Below are 18591 nucleotides of genomic sequence, written 5' to 3'. Positions count from 1 at the left end.
CCCAACTTCCCGCTCATATCTTTTAGTTCCTCACAAGTGGCGATGGTTTTGCGAACTAATGTGCATTGACACTCCTTGGTAATTTATGCTGCAACTTGTGTATCATGCGATCGCATACCCAGATCAACGCACGCACACGAGCAACAAAGTGCGTCTTCTGGGGCGATCGCCAGCAATAGAGTAAATCTTGCTCTCGCCCTCGCTAACCGCCCAAAAAACCTGCTTAATGTTAATATAATTGGGCTTTCGGCTGTAGGTAATTTCTGCACCGTCCTCCAATCCACCAGCCACGAAAGTAGAAAGCTGCTGGCAAATTCCTCACACTAAAGTAACAGGTAAAAATAAGAGACTGTTAATGCTAAATCTCCTAAAAGCGAAGTTATGGATTGATAAAAGAGCTGTTTATATTTTTCTTTTCGTCTAAATTTACCTGCTTTAATCGTTCTCAAGTGAGAGATTATGGCTAACCCGATTTCATCGTTACCTTAATTACTCGCTCTCAAGAATTAGCTTTGCTTGCAAAAGTTCTTGACGCTTTTCTTCGCTGACACTGGGATACTCAAGGTTCAGTTTCTTCAACTGAGTGTAAATGATGCCAGCTACTACCAGACGAGTGAACCATTTGCGATCGGCTGGGATAATGTACCAAGGAGCATAGTCCGTACTGGTGTGATTAAACATATCTTCATAGACCGTCATGTACTCATCCCAAAAAGTACGATCTTTAGCATCATTAACAGAAAATTTCCAGTTTTTTTCAGGACGATTGATCCGTTCTAAAAAACGTTTTCGCTGCTCTTCCTTAGACACATTGAGAAAAAACTTGAGGATAATCGTCCCGTTATTGACTAATTGCTTCTCGAAGTTGTTGATTTCTTCAAAGCGCCGCTCCCAAATATTCGGGTCGATTAAACTAGGTGGAATTGGTCGCTGTTCTAGGATTTCTGGATGAACTCGTGTTACCAAGATTTCTTCATAATAAGAGCGATTGAAAATTCCAATCCGTCCTCGTTCTGGTAGGGCTTTGGAACAACGCCATAAATAGTCATGATTTAACTCTTCTGTCGATGGCGCTTGGAAGCTATGCACTTGACATCCTTGGGGATTGATTCCTGACATTACGTGTTTGATCGTACTGTCTTTACCCGCCGCATCCATTGCTTGAAAGATGATTAGTACAGCATGGGTTTTTTGGGCATACAGAATATCTTGATATTCTGCTAAAGCTTTAATACCTTTCTTTAATTGACTTTTAGCTTTCGACTTCTTTAGATGATTGGCTTTGTAAGCTGGGTCATAGTCTTTTGTTAGAGAAATTCCTCGCTCTGATGGCACAATAATTTGCTGCTTTGGTGGAACAATAAAAGGACGGATCAAATCGTCAAGATTTTTGAGCGGAAAAGGATTCAATGATGTATCGTTTTGGCTATGTTTATCGGTCATACTTTTAACTTTCCAAATTACAACGGCAAACCCAAACCAGCTCTAACGTATTCCAAGTTTATGAAGTAGAATACCTGCTTTAATTCTTCTCAAGTGAGAGGTTACAATATATCACTACTTGAAATCTTTGCCGTCTAACTCCTCCGCAATGCCTTCCTAGCTGCCACGTTCAATCATATCTGCATGACACCTTAGTGCGGTTTAGTCTAGTGTCCCGTGAGTAAAGAAAGCGATCGCCCAAACAAGTCCTTTTTTAGGTAAAATGACAGCGATCGCCTATTTCCTCCAAATAGTTTCTCCAAGTTAATTTAGGCAGACCAAGCTTCGCGAAAGTCACCATAGAGGGTCAATCCACCATCAATATAGAGCGTTTGTCCCGTAATGTAAGCCGCTTCATCTGATACGAGAAAGGCAACAGATGCCGCCATTTCCTCCGATGTGCCTGCCCGCCCCATTGGGATATGGCTTTCCACTACTGCCTTTTGTTCTGGATCGTCCGTCCAGCTTTCATTAATCGGTGTAATCGTCGCACCGGGCGCAATAGCATTGACGCGGATGCCTCGGTTTGCGTATTCCAACGCTAGGGTTTTAGTCAGATTTCCCATGCCGCCTTTGCTGATGGAATAGCTGATATACATCGGGCGGGGAATGATTTCATGCACGCTCGAAATATTGATAATCACCCCAGGGCGCTGCTGCTCTAACAGATGCTTAATAGTTTCCCGCGCACAGAGATATGCACCTCGCAAATTGACTGCCATCACGCGATCGAATTCATCGGTTGGCACTTCATGGGATGCGCTTTCTGTTTGAATCCCAGCATTATTAATCAGGATATCCAGACTACCAAATTTATCAATGACACTATTCACCATACGAAGGATGTCGTCTTCTTTTGAGACATCTCCCTGAACTAATAGCGTTTCAACCCCGCATTCCGAGGCTTGTCCACAGGCTTTTTGCAGAGCTATTTCTTCAGTATCTTCTGCCTCTTCTAAACTTTTGCGATAGTTAACGGCAATGTTGCAACCTTCTTGAGCGAGACGAATGGCGATCGCCTGCCCAATGCCTGAACTCGCTCCAGTAATTAGTGCGTTTTTTCCCTTTAAACCTTTCATAATTAATCTCCCAGAGTTTTAAAACAAAATATCTTAACCGAAACCTCAAGCCAACTAGCTTCAATATCAACCAGAAGGTTGTTCTGTCGTTTCCCCACGCATTTCATCAATATCCAGGAGGCCGATCATCACCCCCGCGATCGGGATCGACAGAAAAACTCCGACCAATCCAGCGACTCGCGCCCCCACTAATAGCGCAAAGAACATAATGACTGGATTTATATTAATGGAGCCTTGCATAATACGCGGCATGAGTAAGTTTTCTTCAACCTGCTGTAAAACAATGCAACCCACTAAAACTTTCAAACTCAGCAGAATTCCTTGAGGCAGAATAATCAGGCAGATTAGGCTAATCCCAATCGTTGCGCCAATACCGGGAATCAAGTCAAATGCGCCTGCGACTGCAGCCATGACCAGTGCATAGGGAATATCCAGCAAAACAAACACCACAAAGGTAGAGATGCCGAAAAAGATTGATAACAGCAACCGACCCCAAAAGAAACCCAGAAAATTCTTTTGAATTGCCCTGGTCAAATCCTCGCGTAAGCCGGGTGGAAAGAGCCTCACGATCAGATTCCATAGTCGTCTACCATCTAGCAGCATAAAGAAGCTAACCACCGCAATCACAATCACATCTAGCAAATTGAAGAACAGATTTTGCACTGTGGAAAAACCCCTGCCAATGATGCCCAGGGCTTGTTCGCGCAGTTGTGTCTCAAAGGTGCTGAAATCGACCGTAATATTGCGCTTTTCCAGAAATGATTGAAGTGTTTCCAACAGTGCGATCGCCGAGTCTAAAAATTGAGGAGCCTGTTCTAATAACTGCTGTGCTTGGGAAATGGTAGCTAATCCTAACGTTGCCATTAACGCACCTAGAATCAACAAGGCCAGTAAAAACACCAGCACTACCGCTAGCCAACGAGGGATGAAACGAGATACAAATTTGACTGGGTAGTTCAGCAGAAAGGCGAGAATAGCTGCAAAAATAAAAACAATCAGAACCGTTTCAAAATATGCCAACACCTGCACGATCGCCCAACCCAGCACAAAGAGTAGCAGGTAGCGAATGAGTTGAGCATTGTTCAGGTGTTCCCACATCCGATTGGTGTTAATTTTTGGATTGTCCATTACAGCCTGTCCACGTCTCCACCGTTCCTCACCCGCAGTATTAAATAAAAGACACACCCATGCCCTCTACCTAAAGAGATGAATTGTAGAGCCTGTAGGGGGAGTTTTTCTCAGAGACACTTCTCCCGGCCCAAAGAGCGGTGGTCATGACGCAAGGACATCCGCAAAAAAGGCTTCCTGCTGATTGTATGGTGGGAGAAGTTAGCGAGGGGAAAGGGGTTTGCGCCTAAGCGTGAGCAGGAACAGTTGTAGACAGAGAATCTGTCACCCAGCCGATCGCCAGCCAGGATTAAAGACAGTCTTTGCAACAACCAGAGGCTATGACATCAGTAGCGAAAAACGGCGGCGATCGCCTTGTCTTGAGGAACATTTCCCGGCTCTACGGCGTAAACATTACCACCATTGGTCAGGGTATGCAGTGCGGCTAAATCCAGCAAATCTTCGTCTCCTGCCTGATGTTGAGGGTGAATCTGAACCGAATTCGCCTCTGGATCGAACACCCCCCAAACTTGCTCACCAACGGGAACAAACAACGCTTCAACGCGCTGAAAATAGGCAGCAGGCACAACCTGTTCGATCGTGCTAGCAGTTTTTTCGGTGGCTTGTAGCTCCTGGTAGCGGGCGATCGTTGCTTCTTTTGCTTGCTCAAAATAAGGCTGTACAATCTGCCACGCTTGGGTATGCAGTTCCTCTGGTTTCAACATTTCTGGATTGCCTGTGATACCGTCGGGCAGTAGGTGAGGGTAGGTGTTGGCCTGCTGATAAATTGGCAATAGATAATCAACTCCTGCCAAAATTAGCGGCGCTTTTTCGTTTTTTAAGAAGGATTCTAGCCCGTTGCTAACTTGGCGGAAGTAACGCAGCAGTCGATTTTTCTGGTCATCGTTACCGCCTCCGTGTCCATGAAATATGGCAGAACCATCGCCACCACTGCTGCCTTGTGAGCTGGCCGTATGAAACTGCAGGCTTTTTTCTGGATCGTCATACTGCAATGCTTCTGCAATGCTGGTAGGTACATCAGTCAAATCAACCTCGTTGACGTGATAACGAGTTCCCTGAAACAATCGAACTTGATTTTGGCTTAGTGCCAGAATATAAAACTGCCCATCTCCAGACAACAGTTGCAGCAATGGTTTGAGATGAAAGCGCTCGGTGACTACGGTTAATTCTGGGAATGCGATCGGCAAGCAGTAGTAGCGGAACTGATTGGGAGATAGCAGAATTGCTAATCCATCGCTTTGATGCTGCCAGAATTCATAGGTATCTAGCTCATGAACCGGTTGCAGCAACTCTTTGGCATCCTGTTCACTCATTCCCATCGCCAGCAATTGTTCTTCGGCTTGCCGCACCATATTCTTGAACCGAATTGGATTTTGTTGGGTTTCGGCTCCTAAACGCTCCATTGGCGTGTAGATCGAAATACAGGTTGAGTTTGATTCTGTGGCTAAATTGGTTAATTCATCAATGGCTAATAAATTCATTGTGTACCTCTGTTCGATTTTTCTTTCAAGCTTTTCTCAGCGGTAGGACAAGCTGAATGTCTTTTCTGAGACATCTGCTGTTTTCTGATTTGTGCTGAGAAATTTCCGAGAGTAACTTCCCTGACGGTCAGAGTTAGCCTCAGAGATGTGGTCAAGATTAGTCGCTTAGCGAGCGCGCAACTTTCCGAGAGTAGTGTCTAGCAACTTTTTCATTTTCTCGGCAGCACCCCTGATGGACTGCTCCAATATCTGGCCCTGATCGCTGACTGCAATTGGCTGATGGTTAGCAAGACGAACTTCGATCAAACAGCGTTTATCATTAGCACCAGACTTCTCGTTGCTGTTCTCATCGCTAAGGTGGACTTCCACCCGTGTAATATGCTGACTGAAGCGATCTAAGGTGTCGTTAATTATGGCTTCGACCTGTTGAGACAGCGCCTCGTTGCCGCCGATGTTGGTATCAGTGTTGAGCTGAACTTTCATGTGTCAATCCTCTTCTAATAGCTGTCTTATGGGAGTGGTGCGATTAGCGCCCTTTTTCCTGCATACAGCATCCTGCCGATCTGTTTAATCAACCCTAGCTCGGCAAATCGCTACCATTACGATCATCTAGGTTTCCGTGACCGAAGTAGCCTACTAAAAGGTAGATACTTACAAGCTTAATGTGCTTAAGGTATAGCAAGCGATCGCACAATTAAAATCACCCTTTCTGCATAGGTTTGTCAAATTTTTCTATTCTCACTGTCTGCATTCCCATCAGGCTGCTTGCACCACCGCTTACGAATTACGAAGTGAATTACGAATTACGAATTACGAGTTTCCTTTTGTGATATTTTGGATGCTTCCAATAATTCTGCAAAATTATTTAGTAGTAAATTGGGTCGCGGAACGAAACCCAACCTACAGAATAAAAATATATATGGCGCTTCTCAAAAAAAGTGGGGTGTGCAAGTGATAAATTAGCAGTTATTGATTGACAATGCCCTACCACTTACGAACCCTACCTCATTATTTTAGTCAGAAATGGTATAGCAATCCTTGCAGGAATTGTCAATTTTTTACCCCACCCCCATTATTCCCGAACTCGCGGGGAGGGAGTAATAAATTCACAAATAATGCGAGGATTGCTATATCTAGCTTAGTGATTTGATTTATGTTTACTTTCTTATAAAATTTTAGATGCAATCAGACCGACCAGCACAATCAGGCCTAATGCTCTACGAAAGTAATTAACGCCTTGAAATAATTCTTCCCAAGCCCAAGTAAACAAAGCGCCAAAGGCTACTAGCTGCAACCCTAAATTAATTTGACCTGTTGTAACAATGAGCGTTAATAAAGTAGCTACAATCCCGACACTCAGTGGTAGATTGGGCATCTGAGCTATAACAATTTGGCCTTCGCTGTCGCGGAATGTGCGATCGAACAATGTGCTTTCCATGAGTTTCTCGTGTCAATGTAATAAATAGAACCAGGCTAACATTCAATACTGCGGGCCTTTTGGGGAAGGATACTACAAGCTTTAGAGGGCAAGGATCATAAAAAACTCGAATTAAATGCAAGTCAGGAGTGGAGATGACATTGATTTAATTATCCACAGTGGCTCAAATTCCTAGAAAATTAGCCATTGAACCCTAGAAAAGCTGTCAACATTATTGAACAGTTAAATATGGGATTTATCCTGGATCAAGTTTTTTCTGGATTCCCTCTCATGAATTTATTCAGCTTGTTTTACCCATCCTTTTAAAGGTTTTTTATTTGAGTTGCTAGATGGTATTTTTATAGTAAAATTCAAAATTTTAAATATCATCTCTCGGTTGGAATAGTTTAGATTCAAAGGTTATCTATAATTGGACAGACATCATTGTTTCTGTAGTATCGCATCGAGAGCGATCGACCTCATGCTCAAATCAAAGGTCAGCAATTCACAGGTCTAAACCTTTTCGTGAAGAAGGCTTGAACCTCTGTTGGCAGTGCAGTAATTTCTGTTTCCACAGCTTGAATTGATTGTGTACCCGCTCTTTCTGCTCGATCGCTATCAGCATCCTGACGCACAAAAAATCTGGCCGGGGTTGCTGTCAAATAACCACATAGGGCGATCGCACACAACGCCAGCAAAAAACAAAGCACCCGCCCTTGGGGCAGGGCGGTTTCATTCTCACGAAAATCGCGATTTTGACTCTTGTAGTGCCAAGAATGCCTACCCCCCCACAGACGATTTCACAGGCGTTTCAGACATGGGGGCAACCACGGGGGGATTGCCCCTAGGTCGAATGAAACAGCCCTGCCCCAAGAGTCACAATATTCATCAATAAAATTGATGGTGGGTCGAGATGGGCGGGATTCATCCACAGACAGCAACTGAGTTTAGGTCGTTTTCGGCTATTATACTCCCATCAGAGTGACACAAGAGCAATAAATTGCCTATTGAAATTGTCGAAAGGGTTGTGGGGTATGAGGTGTATGGTGTAGGCGTATGCAAATTAAATTCCTATTAACTTATGCTAGGTATCAATGTCGGGAGAAGTCACTATGCTTGGTAAATCAAGGATGCCCTTATCACCTGGACTTTTCAGAAAAATTCCCCTACAAATAATGCTAATTGTTCCATTTGTTGTCCAAACAGTTGGAGCAGTGGCTGTTGTTGGTTATCTTTCCTATAGAAACGGTCAAAAAGCAGTAAATGATGTAGCTACTCTGTTGCGGAATGATATTAGCGATCGCATCAAAGAAAATCTAACTTATCTGGTTGCTATTCCCTTTCAATCCTTTGAAAACTATGATGCAGCCCTGAGCCAAAAGCGCATCGATCTTAATAATGGGAGAGACGTAGAGAAGTTTCTATGGGGACAACTCCCTGCCTTTCCCCTTGTTGCTGCCGCAGCTTTTGTTACCCCCAATCAGGGGTTTTTTGCTGGTGAGCGGCAGGATGATGGCACGATCGTCATCCGTACTTCGGAGGTAGAAAATAACTACACTTTGACTACCTATACCACAAGTCCAGAGGGGGAACGCCGGGAAATTATCAACGCCGGGAACCCTAACTTTGACCCTCGCAACCGCCCCTACTATAAAATTCCAGTCCAGGAAAAGCAAGCTGTTTGGGCAAAATTGTATCCTCACATTACAGGTAAATACCTATACATTGCGGCTGGCAAACCCATATATACCCAGAGTGGAAATCTCCAAGGAGTGTGGATGACCAGCTTAAATCTGGTAATGTTTGGGGATTTTTTAAGTAAACTCAAAATAGGTAAAACTGGGCAAGGTTTTATTCTGGAACGGTCTGGAGAAATGATTGCCACCTCTACAGGGGAAAAGCCCTTTCAATATTACCCAGACAAGGTTGTCCAACTGCCAGAGCAACGAATTGAACGACTCAAGGTTGTCAATAGTAGCAATGCCCTCACCCAAAAAGCGAGTCAAGCTTTGCTAGAGCAGTTTCATGATTTTCAAAATATCCAAGCATCTCATCAACTGAAATTTACCGTCGATGGTAAAAATTATTTCGTCCAAGTCGATCCTTTTCGAGATAGTAAAGGTATTGACTGGTTGGTGGTGGTGACTATTCCAGAAGCAGACTTTATGAATCAGATTAATGCCAATACTCAGACTACAATCCTGCTCTGTTTAGCAACTTTGATTTTGGCAATTTTGTTGGGTATCCTGACCGCTCGCCGGATTATCCATCCTGTGGAGCGGATCACCACTGCTTCGGAAGCGATCGCGCAGGGCAATCTCAACCAACAAGTGGAGGTTAGTTCCATCGTTGAACTGGGCAAATTAGCCAATGTTTTTAACGGCATGACCAGACAACTGAAAGATTCTCTAGATGCCATCCATTTGGCAAATGAAGAATTGGAAGCTAGAGTGGAGCAAAGAACTGGGGAACTGCGCCAAGAAAAAGAAAAGTCAGAACAATTACTTTTGAATATCTTACCGGCAGAAATCGCCGATCGCCTCATGCGGACGAATGAATCCCCGGCTGAACATTTTGAAGAAGCCACGATTTTGTTTGCAGATATCGTAGGGTTTACCACTATCTCGGCCCGGATAGAGCCGATGCAATTGGTAGCAGGTTTAAACCAAATTTTCTCTGCCTTCGATCAACTCACTGAAAAGTATGGCTTAGAGAAAATTAAAACCATTGGGGATGCTTACATGGTAGTTGGTGGTTTACCCGCTTCTCGACCGGATCATTGCGAAGCGATCGCCAACATGGCGTTGGATATGCGAGCCTATATGGAAGACGTGGAGAATATTTTTGGGGAATCTCTACAAATTCGGATCGGGATTAATACGGGTCCTGTAATTGCCGGAGTCATTGGGATTAAGAAATTTATCTATGACCTCTGGGGTGATGCGGTGAATATCGCCTCAAGGATGGAATCCCACGGCAAACCGGGATACATTCAAGTCACCAATGCGACTTATCTCAAATTACAGAATAAATACTTACTAGAGCCAAGGGGGACGATCGATGTCAAGGGAAGAGGAGAAATGATGACCTATTGGCTTTTGGGTCGGCGGGGAGAAATATTAGCCACTAGCACTCGATATATCTAACATCATTGCGACTCCTACTAAGGTAAGGAGAGTGCTACGCGATCGCTATCACTTTAAGCAAGAGGAGCAAAGCGCTTTAAAAACAGAGCAGGCACAATGACTGGAATCCCTGCACCGATACAAATGAGAGCTTGGATAAAACTAAGCGGTTGGGTAGCAAATAGCGGGTTTATGAAAGTCAACTGGCTAAAGAAAACTTGAAATATAAACACACAAGCCACACCTATCGCAGGAATAAAAGCAATTTCTTGAGTGCGATCTTTTAAATACCCAAACAGAGATGGAATACATTGGCTAATACTCAATAAGTAAAAAGTTTCTGCTGAAACGAGGGTATGGACTGCCATTGTCCGAGCCAAATTGATATTACCGGTGGCTTCCGAAGCCCATTCAAAAATTCCAAGTACAGCAATGAGATTGAAGATGGAAATAATTAGGATGCGCCACAGCAATTTTTTCGTTAATAGGGGTTCATTGGGACGGCGGGGCGATCGCTGCATAGTCTCAGCCGATTTGGGCTCAAACGCGAGAGTGGCACTTAGGGCGACGGAACTCACCATATTCACCCAGAGAATCTGCACCGGCAAAATTGGCAGGGTTGTACCCGCCAAGATTCCCACCAATATGGTCAGCGCTTCTCCACCATTGACGGGTAGGATAAACCCAATGGTTTTCAGCAGGTTGCCATAAACGGTGCGTCCTTCTTCTATGGCGGCTTCAATGGAGGCAAAGTTATCATCGGTCAACACCATATCTGCTGCTTCTTTGGCAACTTCCGTGCCTGTAATCCCCATCGCTATGCCAATATCCGCCTGCTTCAGTGCAGGGGCATCATTGACCCCATCTCCGGTCATGGCAACAATTTCGCCCTTGGACTGCAAAGCTTCCACCAGTCGCAGTTTCTGTTCAGGAGCAACCCGCGCAAACACATTACTAGCTTCAACGGCATTGGCCAGTTCTTGATCGTCCATTTCTGCCAGTTGCTTCCCAGTGAACGCCAAGGCATTTTCTTCTTGGCTGAGTCCCATTTTACGGGCGATCGCGGCGGCAGTTAGGGCATGATCGCCCGTGATCATCTTGACTTGAATTCCCACAGACTGACAAGTCCGCACGGCGGCGATCGCTTCGGCTCTGGGTGGGTCTATCATGCCTTGGAGTCCCAGAAAGACTAGATCTTCGTCAATATCTTCGCGATCGATCCCCTGCTTTTGGGCTGAGATTTCTTTCTTAGCAAATGCTAGAACCCGTAAACCTTGGGATGCCATGCGATCGACAACTTGCTCAATTTCCTCTCGATTTAAGTCGATGTTTTGACCATCTGCATCAATTTGGTGATGGCATTGCTTGAGAATAGACTCTGCCGAACCTTTAACATAAATCGTGTGGCGATCGGCTAGTTCTCTTGACTGATGCAAGGTTGCCATATATTGAAACTGCGACTCAAAAGGAATTGTATCTAGTCGCGGTTGTTCCTGCTCTAATTCTTGCAGTGTCAACCCTGCCTTTTGCGCCGAGACAATCAGTGCCCCCTCGGTGGGATCGCCGGCTACAGATAACTGCCCATCTTGTTCTTGAAGATGAGAGTCATTGCACAATAAGCCACACTGCAAGCATTCCTGCAAGATGGGGAATTGACTTACCTCTACGGGGCGATCGTTTTGTAAAATCGAGCCTGACTCTAGGTAGCCCACCCCACTAACAGTGTAGGAACTCCCCCCGGCATAGATAGCTTGGACGGTCATCTGATTTTCGGTGAGAGTGCCTGTTTTATCCGAACAGATTACCGTCGTACTACCGAGAGTTTCAACGGCGGGCAGTTTGCGGATAATCGCGTGTTGCTTGGCCATCCGTTCCACCCCCAGTGCTAGCGTCACTGTCACCACGGCTGGGAGTCCTTCGGGAATGGCACTCACGGCTAGGGCAACTGCGGTCTTAAACCCGTCTGTCCAGGTTCCTCCTTTGCCCATCACCACAGCAAACATGAATGCTGACAACCCTAGAATGACGTACAGCAGACTCTTACTAAATTGCTCAATCTTGCGAGTAAGTGGTGTTTCCAGCCCCGTGCTTTGATCCATCAGTTGCGAAATTCGCCCAGTTTCCGTCTGGTTGGCGATCGCTACCACAATTCCTTTGGCTTGCCCAAATGTCACCAAGCTTCCGGCATAAGCCATGTTGGTGCGATCGGCTAAAACCGTTTCCGTGGCTAGGGGCTCGGTTGCTTTTTGGACGGGAACGGATTCCCCTGTCAATGCAGATTCACTCACCTGCAAGTCGCGCACATTAACTAACCGCACGTCAGCAGGCACTTTGTCACCGGATGCCAGTACCACCAAATCGCCAGGAACCAGTTCGCGGGAGTTCAGCCGCACCTTTTGCCCGCCTCGAATCATGGTGGCTTCAGTGGTGACAGATTTGGCTAGGGCGGCGATCGCATTTTCGGCTTTCGATTCTTGGATAAAGCCAATCACGGCGTTAATCAACATCACGCCCAGAATCACCCCCGCATCCACCCAGTCCTTTAGCAGCAGGGTGACGATGCCAGCAACTAACAAAATATAAATCAAGGGTTGGTTGAATTCCATCAGGAAACGCATGATGGGGCTTTTCCCTGCTTTCCCTTTGATTTCATTGAAACCATAAAGTTTCTGACGTTCAGACACCTCTGCTTCTGACAATCCCCCTTCTAAATCTGTCCTCAGATATTTCGCAGCATCGGCAGCAGATTGCTGATGCCATTGCTGTTCAGTGAGATTGTCAATAGTAGAAGATGTCATGATTAGATGCTTGAATAAATTTAACCGCCTTATATTAACCTCTGTTCGAGATAATTTAAAACTGTCTTTGGGAGGGTTTTTCAGGCGAAACCTTTCTCAGATTTAGAGTATGTCTGCTGAAGCACTCGCTCGGTAAACTCCAAACAGTGGAGACAATCGCACTACCACCGGGATGAATACGCTTAAGGGCGATCGTCTGCCAGGAATTTCCGTTGTGATCTCGCAGGTTTTGCCGGGATGGGTAGAGCATTTGCGCTGGATATTCTTCGATTTACGTCACAGTAGCAAACTCCGCGTCCTAAACCTACAAAAACCCGGTCTAAATCGATCGCAGCCGCTCTGGTTGCCGGCAGTGTCAAGCTAAATCCAACTACGCCCATAAAGCCGGAATTCTTAATTGTACCTCATAGCCTCGGAAAGTGCTGTAAATCGAGCGCATTGATACTGTTGCTTAATCAGTTCAAGAGTCCGATTATCTTGGTTCTGATTTTTGCTGCGGTGCTATAGATTTTCCTTCAAGAGGCGGCAGATGCCATATTTTGGGACACTCAGCCGGATTTCTACAAAGCTTGTTTGTGGAACGCACAGTTGCGCTTTGCCAATACCCTTGTCGCTGAAGCTGTTTATGGAAAAGGAGAGACTTATTGGCAGTAGAAAAACATTTTTATCATCTACGGAACCGAACAAAATCTTGTTTTTACTCCTGAATTTTGTTAATTAGTTCAGGGGGAAATAGGCGCTATATTAAAGTACAAAAACGGCGCGACTGGCTTGTAAAAGATACCGACACGGTGGTGAAATATTTGTCAATCTCTACGCATCTATACGTGAATAAGACCAGTAGTTTGTACAATTTGAAAGTTGCCAATGGTGCCCGGCTATCGAGCGAAACTGGGAGAAAGGTAGCGATAACGAGTAAGCACTAAAACTAACCGCTTAGTCTAGTATTTATTTTGGAAGTAGCTTGATTGTGTTTTTTAGTTTATGCTGGTTTAGGAACTATATATTATTAATCCAGGTTGAGGGATTGTTGTTTTTTGCTGGAGTTTTTTTTAGATGTCCGCTCTATTTACCCACGGTTACGCGCTGTTGATTGGTGTTGGTAATACTGCTGACCCCAGGGGATCGCTTCCAGAAACAGCCAAGGATGCTCAAGCGCTCAAAGATTTGCTCACTGACGCAAATTTTTGTGCATATCCCAATACGCCCGATCATGTCCGGTTGTTACAGAACCAGGGTGCGACTCGCAGTGCCATTTTGGATGATCTGGACTGGTTAAAAGGATCTGCAGAGGCAGACCCAGATGCCACGATCGTCATTTACTATTCTGGGCATGGTATGTTTGACCTCGCCAGTAATGCTTACTACTTACTCCAACATGATTTTGATGGGCAAGCCATTCCACAAACAGCCCTTTCAGCCGAAACCTTGAGTGAGAAGTTACGCAAGATCAAGGCTAAACGTCTCTGGGTCATCATTGATAGTTGTCATGCGGAGGGGATGGCTACCGCTAAGAATAATCTGCCAGCAGACTTTTTGCCTACAGCGTTGCCGAAAGGGGTGATTGATGCCCTGAAGCAGGGGGAAGGCCGGGCGGTGTTCACCTCATCACGAGGAAATCAAAGTTCTTGGGTGCGTCCAGATGGCATCCTCAGTCTCTATACCTATCATCTGATTGAGGCGCTGAAGGGAGCGGCAAATCAACCGGGCGATCGCCTCGTCAAAATTTCCAACGTCATGACTCACTTGGGAAAAACGGTTTCAGAGAGTGCCCGTAACCTCTGTCACGCAGAACAAACCCCGTTTTTTGATGCAGCGACGGAGGATTTCCCAGTGGCAATGTTGCGCGGTGGCAAGGGACTGCCCAGCCAAACCCAGAGTCCAGAGTTGCCTAGGGTGATGACAAATCAAGAGGTGATGACCCCTGCCTTGGCGATGGCGAAGCGATCGCTGGCTATTCTAGAAAAACAGGCTGCTGGCTATGGGATGCTGCAAAGGCCTGGTCATCTGGAGATTGAACTAGAAGAAAAACGGCAAGAGGTGGCCGAATTGGAAGCAAGATTGAGGGATGGGAAATCGAATGGATGATTGTGCTCATGTCGAGACACTATTGGCTAGAGCCAAAAATGTGCTTGAAAAATTAGAGATAAAAAAAGCAGGTTACACCGTCCTCAATATACCCTCAGACTTAGAGATCGAATTGGAGGCCAAACACAAGGAGGTCGCTGATCTAGAGGATCGTTTAGCGAAGGCACAATTAGCAAAGAAAGAGACTCAGCAGTCAGCTCAGTCCGAGATGAATCGTCAATCTCCGATGCGATCGCCAGTGCCAGATAGACATTACATTGAACGAGATGAGGCGAAAAAACTGTTAGAACGCTTTGCCTTAGCACTCAACGAATCTGATGGACAACCCTTGCTATTCAATATTTGCGGAACAGGCGGAGTTGGTAAAACAACGTTACTGGGGCGGTTAAAGGATGTCCATGCAAGCAAAGTTGATTTTTTGGAGATTTGTTTTGCGAAAACGCCTGATATCGAAACTCCCCTAAAATTGATGCGAAAGCTACATGAGCAGGCTGTTGAGCGTTTTGGAGGTGAAACGATCGCTGATTCATTCAAACAAAAGGAGCAGCAGTTTGAGTCAACTCTATACAAGTTGAGTCATGAGTCAATTGATGGTGAAACAACTAGCAGCGAAGAAGCAAAGAAGATTAGAAGCTGGTTTCAACGCTTCATATGGCTAAACCTAATAGGTTTGACATCCACCTCAAGTAAGCCGACATCTTTTAATTTTCCAGGGGTAGGTTTTTCTGCATTAGCGGCGATTGGAGAGGATGCAGACAGCTTGCAAGAATCGATCGAGCAGCGAGTGCGGAATCACCCTGCGACCAAAGACCAGCCTGAGCTACAGGCTCTTATGTTACAGCCTGTTTCCAAACTGACGCAGGCATTTGCTGAAAGTCTGATGCAAATTGCCCAAAGCAGAGGACGATCGCTCGTGCTGATTTTGGATACCTATGAAAAAGCACAGTCTTACCTGAATCAATGGCTATGGCAGTATTTGGTCGAAGATACTGCGTTGTCTTGTGCACCAGTAAGGCTCGTGGTTGTAGGGCGACGATCGCTGCAAGCAGACGAGGGTTGGCGCAAGCTCAACCAGGATCGGAAGTTGCTCCTTGAGGTGCCACTTAATAAGTTTAGCAAGAAGGATACAGAGGAATATCTCAAGCAAATTGGCATTGAAAATGGCGGTATACGCGCCAAAATCTACAAAGCAACACAGGGATTACCCTATTATCTAGATTGGGTACGGAAGCAACTAGAGCAAGGTAAAAAACCTGATTTTTCCCAAGGAAACCAAGCGATCGCTAAATTACTTTTGCAGGGGATAGAGCCCCGGCATCAGGAAGTTTTGTATGTGGTAGCTTGTTGTCGATGGTTCGATCGGGCGATGATTCGGTATTTGCTTGGAAGCGTTGACTTAGACTTACAAGAAGATGCCGATAATGCAGAGGGTTACTTTGAATGGTTGAAAAACTTAGATTTTGTTGAGTTTACCAAAGGGCACTACCGCTTAGATGATGTGGCGCGGGATGTCTTTCGGCAGTCATATTTCCAGGAGGATCAAACTCAGTTTCGGAAAACTCATGCTTTACTAGCCGATTACTTCCAGCAACAAGCGGATGAACTTGTTACTCCTGAAAACTTTTTACCCGATCAGTATGAGGATGAGGAGTGGCGAGAACTGATGGCAGAGTTTCTCTATTACAATCTTTTTGGCAAGGGAAAGGAAGGACTCCAAAAATATATTGAACAGGTCTTTACCGCAGTTTATCTGCAAGTACCAGATGTATTTATGGCTCCCTTTGCTTTCATTTGTGCAGAGATAAGTGAAGAGAACCTGAATCTGCTTCCCAAAGCGACAGACAAATTTTTTAAAGATTCGGCAAGAGCTCTCAGCTTTGGCTGGAATTTTATATATACACCGCCAACAAAATACAAGATTAAATTTGAAGGTGAGAATCCTCCTTCGGAACAAGCAACTGAGGAATTTTCAAAACAAATTGAGGTATCTCTTCAATCCCTGTTGGGATATGTTGGCGATCTCAAGGATAGTCTAGGCAAGTGTGCAGGACTGATCTATAAGTCTTTACGTTGCAATACATTCAGAGAAAGAACTGATTCACTGTTGCAAGCGAAAAGCCAGTGTGAAAAATTAACTCACTGCCATCGGAAACTGAAGCATACTCTTTTTTCAAGTCTTGGTGACTTACTCGGAAGTGTAGAACTTTACAAGGATGCACTGGATTGCTATCAGAAAGCACTGGAGTTAGATCAAGGTAATGCATCCACTTTTGTTGGGCAGGGTGTTGCTCTAGGCAATCTAGAGCGACACGAGGAAGCGCTGGAAAGTTTGGAAAAAGCGATTGGCCTCGATCCTGAATATGTTGATGCTTGGAAAAATCGAGGGGCTGCACTACGCAATCTAGAGAGATATGAGGAAGCGCTCGAAAGTTATCAAAAAGCGCTAGACCTCGATCCTGAATATGTTGATTCTTGGGTAACTCGAGGGAAGACACTCTATAATCTAGAGAGATATGAGGAAGCGCTCGAAAGTTATCAAAAAGCGCTAGACCTCGATCCTACATCTGTTGATGGTTGGGTAAATCGAGGGGTTTCACTCTATAAGCTAGGGCGACATGAGGAAGCGCTGGAAAGTCACAAAAAAGCGCTAGACCTTGACCAGAAATCTATTAACAATTGGGTAATTCAAGGGAATATACTCAATAATCTAGAGCGATATGAGGAAGCGCTCGAAAGTTACAAAAAAGCGCTAGACCTCGCTCCTAAATCTGTTGATGCTTGGGTAAATCGAGCGAAGACACTCAATAATCTAGAGAGATATGAGGAAGCGCTCGAAAGTTATCAAAAAGGACTAAACCTCGCTCCTAAATCTGTTGATGCTTGGGTATATCAAGGGATTGCTCTCCTTGATATACAGCGATATGAGGAAGCCCTTGCTGCTGGCGATCGAGCTGTTGAGATAGATTCTAAGAATCATCAAGCACTGAACATTCAAGCACTAGCATTAAGTCTTCTCAAGAATTTTGAGAAAGCTATTACAGCCATTGATGAAGCAATTAACTTAGAGCCTAAAGAAGTATTATACAGGGCTAATCGTGGCATAATTTTGGCAAGAGCTGGTCGATACACCGAAGCCATTGCTGAGTGTGAACAAGCGATTAAGCAAGATCCTAAGGATGAGAGTGGCTATTACGGTAAAGCCTGCTGCTACGCACTACAAGGTGAGATAGAACAGGCTATCGATAATCTACAAAAAGCGATTGATATTGCACCTCGTCGAAGCCGAAGGGAAGCAAAACACAACCCAGATTTTGACAGTATCCGAGATGATGAACGATTTCGAGCTTTGATGTAATTAGCCTCATTTTAATTTCATTGTGTAATTTTTATATATCGAGGTTGACTTTTTACGCGATCGATCCAACTTTGAATAGCTGGAAATCTGGTTAAATCAAATCCGCCTTCGTCAGCAACGTGAGTATAAGCAAATAAACCGATGTCAGCAATTGTATAGCGATCGCCTACAAAAAAAGCATGGTTTGCTAAATGCTGTTCCATCAGCCCCAAAGCAGCATAACCCGGTGCTTGTTTTTGTTGGAGTGCTTCCTGATATTCTTCAGCTTTCCCCGTCAAATACCAAAAACGAGAAGTAGCAATAAAAGGTTCGTGGCTGTACTGTTCAAAAAACAACCACTGCATGACTTGAGCGCGTTCAAATTTATCCGTGGGGAAAAACTCAGTTTCTTCGCTCAAATAAAACATAATCGCATTCGATTCAAAGAGAAATTTACCCGGTGCGATTTCTAACACCGGAATGCGGCCATTGGGATTTTTGACCAAAAATTCAGGTGTGCGGCTTTTTCCTTGGAGAATATTAATTTCTGTGCGATCGAAGGGAATATTAAGTTGAGTTAAGAGCAAGCGAACTTTATAGCAATTGCCCGAGGGGGAATACTCGTAAAGTTTAAACATGAGTCTTGAGAAGATTTTAGG

Annotated in this window: 16 protein-coding genes; 4 read left to right on the top strand and 12 right to left on the bottom strand. The window is 44.9% G+C overall.

Annotated elements, in window-relative coordinates:
- Window positions 1-123: 123 nt before the first annotated feature.
- The 8 genes from D0A37_RS26930 to D0A37_RS26895 all read right to left on the bottom strand — a co-directional run bounded on the left by D0A37_RS26930 (window position 124) and on the right by D0A37_RS26895 (window position 7297).
- Window positions 124-291: a hypothetical protein gene (locus D0A37_RS26930; protein ID WP_242719178.1), complete on the bottom strand. Its 168-nt coding sequence runs from the start codon at window positions 289-291 to the stop codon at window positions 124-126.
- Window positions 292-489: 198 nt separating this feature from the next.
- The gene (locus D0A37_RS26925) at window positions 490-1443 is read right to left on the bottom strand and encodes a polyphosphate kinase 2 family protein (protein ID WP_242719176.1); all 954 of its coding nucleotides are present in this window, start codon (window positions 1441-1443) and stop codon (window positions 490-492) included.
- A 308-nt stretch (window positions 1444-1751) separates the two neighbouring features.
- Window positions 1752-2561, bottom strand: coding sequence for a glucose 1-dehydrogenase (locus tag D0A37_RS26920; protein ID WP_242719174.1), 810 nt, complete (start codon window positions 2559-2561; stop codon window positions 1752-1754).
- 66 nt (window positions 2562-2627) lie between these two features.
- Window positions 2628-3689 carry an AI-2E family transporter gene (locus D0A37_RS26915; RefSeq protein WP_242719172.1) on the bottom strand — a complete coding sequence of 354 codons (1062 nt, stop codon included), beginning with the start codon at window positions 3687-3689 and terminating at the stop codon, window positions 2628-2630.
- Window positions 3690-4015: 326 nt separating this feature from the next.
- The gene (locus D0A37_RS26910) at window positions 4016-5170 is read right to left on the bottom strand and encodes a baeRF7 domain-containing protein (RefSeq protein ID WP_242719170.1); all 1155 of its coding nucleotides are present in this window, start codon (window positions 5168-5170) and stop codon (window positions 4016-4018) included.
- A gap of 165 nt (window positions 5171-5335) precedes the next feature.
- Window positions 5336-5653: an HPF/RaiA family ribosome-associated protein gene (locus D0A37_RS26905; protein ID WP_242719168.1), complete on the bottom strand. Its 318-nt coding sequence runs from the start codon at window positions 5651-5653 to the stop codon at window positions 5336-5338.
- A 682-nt stretch (window positions 5654-6335) separates the two neighbouring features.
- Window positions 6336-6608 carry a hypothetical protein gene (locus D0A37_RS26900; RefSeq protein WP_242719166.1) on the bottom strand — a complete coding sequence of 91 codons (273 nt, stop codon included), beginning with the start codon at window positions 6606-6608 and terminating at the stop codon, window positions 6336-6338.
- A 476-nt stretch (window positions 6609-7084) separates the two neighbouring features.
- Window positions 7085-7297 carry a hypothetical protein gene (locus D0A37_RS26895; RefSeq protein WP_242719164.1) on the bottom strand — a complete coding sequence of 71 codons (213 nt, stop codon included), beginning with the start codon at window positions 7295-7297 and terminating at the stop codon, window positions 7085-7087.
- 420 nt (window positions 7298-7717) lie between these two features.
- On the opposite strand from D0A37_RS26895, the gene D0A37_RS26890 reads away from it, so the two are divergent.
- Complete coding sequence (locus tag D0A37_RS26890) at window positions 7718-9733, top strand: adenylate/guanylate cyclase domain-containing protein (RefSeq protein WP_445242453.1); 2016 nt, start codon at window positions 7718-7720, stop codon at window positions 9731-9733.
- A 53-nt stretch (window positions 9734-9786) separates the two neighbouring features.
- On the opposite strand, the gene D0A37_RS26885 is transcribed toward D0A37_RS26890, so the two are convergent.
- Genes D0A37_RS26885 through D0A37_RS26875 form a run of 3 tightly spaced genes read right to left on the bottom strand, consistent with a single transcriptional unit; the run spans window position 9787 to window position 12890 of the window.
- Window positions 9787-12510, bottom strand: a complete 2724-nt coding sequence (locus D0A37_RS26885; protein WP_242719160.1) for a cation-translocating P-type ATPase — start codon at window positions 12508-12510, stop codon at window positions 9787-9789.
- 55 nt (window positions 12511-12565) lie between these two features.
- Entirely contained in the window at window positions 12566-12760 is a 195-nt protein-coding gene (locus tag D0A37_RS26880; RefSeq protein WP_242719158.1) for a DUF3122 domain-containing protein, read from the bottom strand.
- Entirely contained in the window at window positions 12693-12890 is a 198-nt protein-coding gene (locus D0A37_RS26875) for a hypothetical protein (protein WP_242725872.1), read from the bottom strand. The genes D0A37_RS26880 and D0A37_RS26875 overlap by 68 nt, the downstream gene beginning before the upstream one ends.
- A 58-nt stretch (window positions 12891-12948) precedes the next feature.
- On the opposite strand from D0A37_RS26875, the gene D0A37_RS29615 reads away from it, so the two are divergent.
- The 3 genes from D0A37_RS29615 (at window position 12949) to D0A37_RS26865 (ending at window position 17953) form a co-directional block, all read left to right on the top strand.
- Window positions 12949-13017, top strand: coding sequence for a cation-transporting P-type ATPase (locus D0A37_RS29615; RefSeq protein ID WP_445242565.1), 69 nt, complete (start codon window positions 12949-12951; stop codon window positions 13015-13017).
- Window positions 13018-13566: 549 nt separating this feature from the next.
- Window positions 13567-14598, top strand: a complete 1032-nt coding sequence (locus D0A37_RS26870; RefSeq protein ID WP_242719156.1) for a caspase family protein — start codon at window positions 13567-13569, stop codon at window positions 14596-14598.
- Window positions 14591-17953 carry a tetratricopeptide repeat protein gene (locus D0A37_RS26865; RefSeq protein ID WP_242719154.1) on the top strand — a complete coding sequence of 1121 codons (3363 nt, stop codon included), beginning with the start codon at window positions 14591-14593 and terminating at the stop codon, window positions 17951-17953. The genes D0A37_RS26870 and D0A37_RS26865 overlap by 8 nt, the downstream gene beginning before the upstream one ends.
- Window positions 17954-17970: 17 nt before the next feature.
- On the opposite strand, the gene D0A37_RS26860 is transcribed toward D0A37_RS26865, so the two are convergent.
- Window positions 17971-18570, bottom strand: a complete 600-nt coding sequence (locus tag D0A37_RS26860; protein ID WP_242719152.1) for a glutathione S-transferase family protein — start codon at window positions 18568-18570, stop codon at window positions 17971-17973.
- Window positions 18571-18591 lie beyond the last annotated feature (21 nt).

The organism is Microcoleus vaginatus HSN003, from assembly GCF_022701255.1.
Classification (GTDB): Bacteria; Cyanobacteriota; Cyanobacteriia; order Cyanobacteriales; family Microcoleaceae; genus Microcoleus; species Microcoleus vaginatus_B.
The sequence above is the reverse complement of the archived record's forward strand: the minus strand, read 5'-3'. Positions and strand labels throughout refer to the sequence as shown.

Bases quoted from the DNA above. Each gene is read 5' to 3' on its own strand.
- D0A37_RS26925 (WP_242719176.1), bottom strand. From the start codon at position 1,443: ATGACCGATAAACATAGCCAAAACGATACATCATTGAATCCTTTTCCG.
- D0A37_RS26920 (WP_242719174.1), bottom strand. From the start codon at position 2,561: ATGAAAGGTTTAAAGGGAAAAAACGCACTAATTACTGGAGCGAGTTCA.
- D0A37_RS26915 (WP_242719172.1), bottom strand. From the start codon at position 3,689: ATGGACAATCCAAAAATTAACACCAATCGGATGTGGGAACACCTGAAC.
- D0A37_RS26910 (WP_242719170.1), bottom strand. From the start codon at position 5,170: ATGAATTTATTAGCCATTGATGAATTAACCAATTTAGCCACAGAATCA.
- D0A37_RS26905 (WP_242719168.1), bottom strand. From the start codon at position 5,653: ATGAAAGTTCAGCTCAACACTGATACCAACATCGGCGGCAACGAGGCG.
- D0A37_RS26900 (WP_242719166.1), bottom strand. From the start codon at position 6,608: ATGGAAAGCACATTGTTCGATCGCACATTCCGCGACAGCGAAGGCCAA.
- D0A37_RS26890 (WP_445242453.1), top strand. From the start codon at position 7,718: ATGCCCTTATCACCTGGACTTTTCAGAAAAATTCCCCTACAAATAATG.
- D0A37_RS26885 (WP_242719160.1), bottom strand. From the start codon at position 12,510: ATGACATCTTCTACTATTGACAATCTCACTGAACAGCAATGGCATCAG.
- D0A37_RS26880 (WP_242719158.1), bottom strand. From the start codon at position 12,760: ATGCTCTACCCATCCCGGCAAAACCTGCGAGATCACAACGGAAATTCC.
- D0A37_RS26875 (WP_242725872.1), bottom strand. From the start codon at position 12,890: ATGGGCGTAGTTGGATTTAGCTTGACACTGCCGGCAACCAGAGCGGCT.
- D0A37_RS26870 (WP_242719156.1), top strand. From the start codon at position 13,567: ATGTCCGCTCTATTTACCCACGGTTACGCGCTGTTGATTGGTGTTGGT.
- D0A37_RS26865 (WP_242719154.1), top strand. From the start codon at position 14,591: ATGGATGATTGTGCTCATGTCGAGACACTATTGGCTAGAGCCAAAAAT.
- D0A37_RS26860 (WP_242719152.1), bottom strand. From the start codon at position 18,570: ATGTTTAAACTTTACGAGTATTCCCCCTCGGGCAATTGCTATAAAGTT.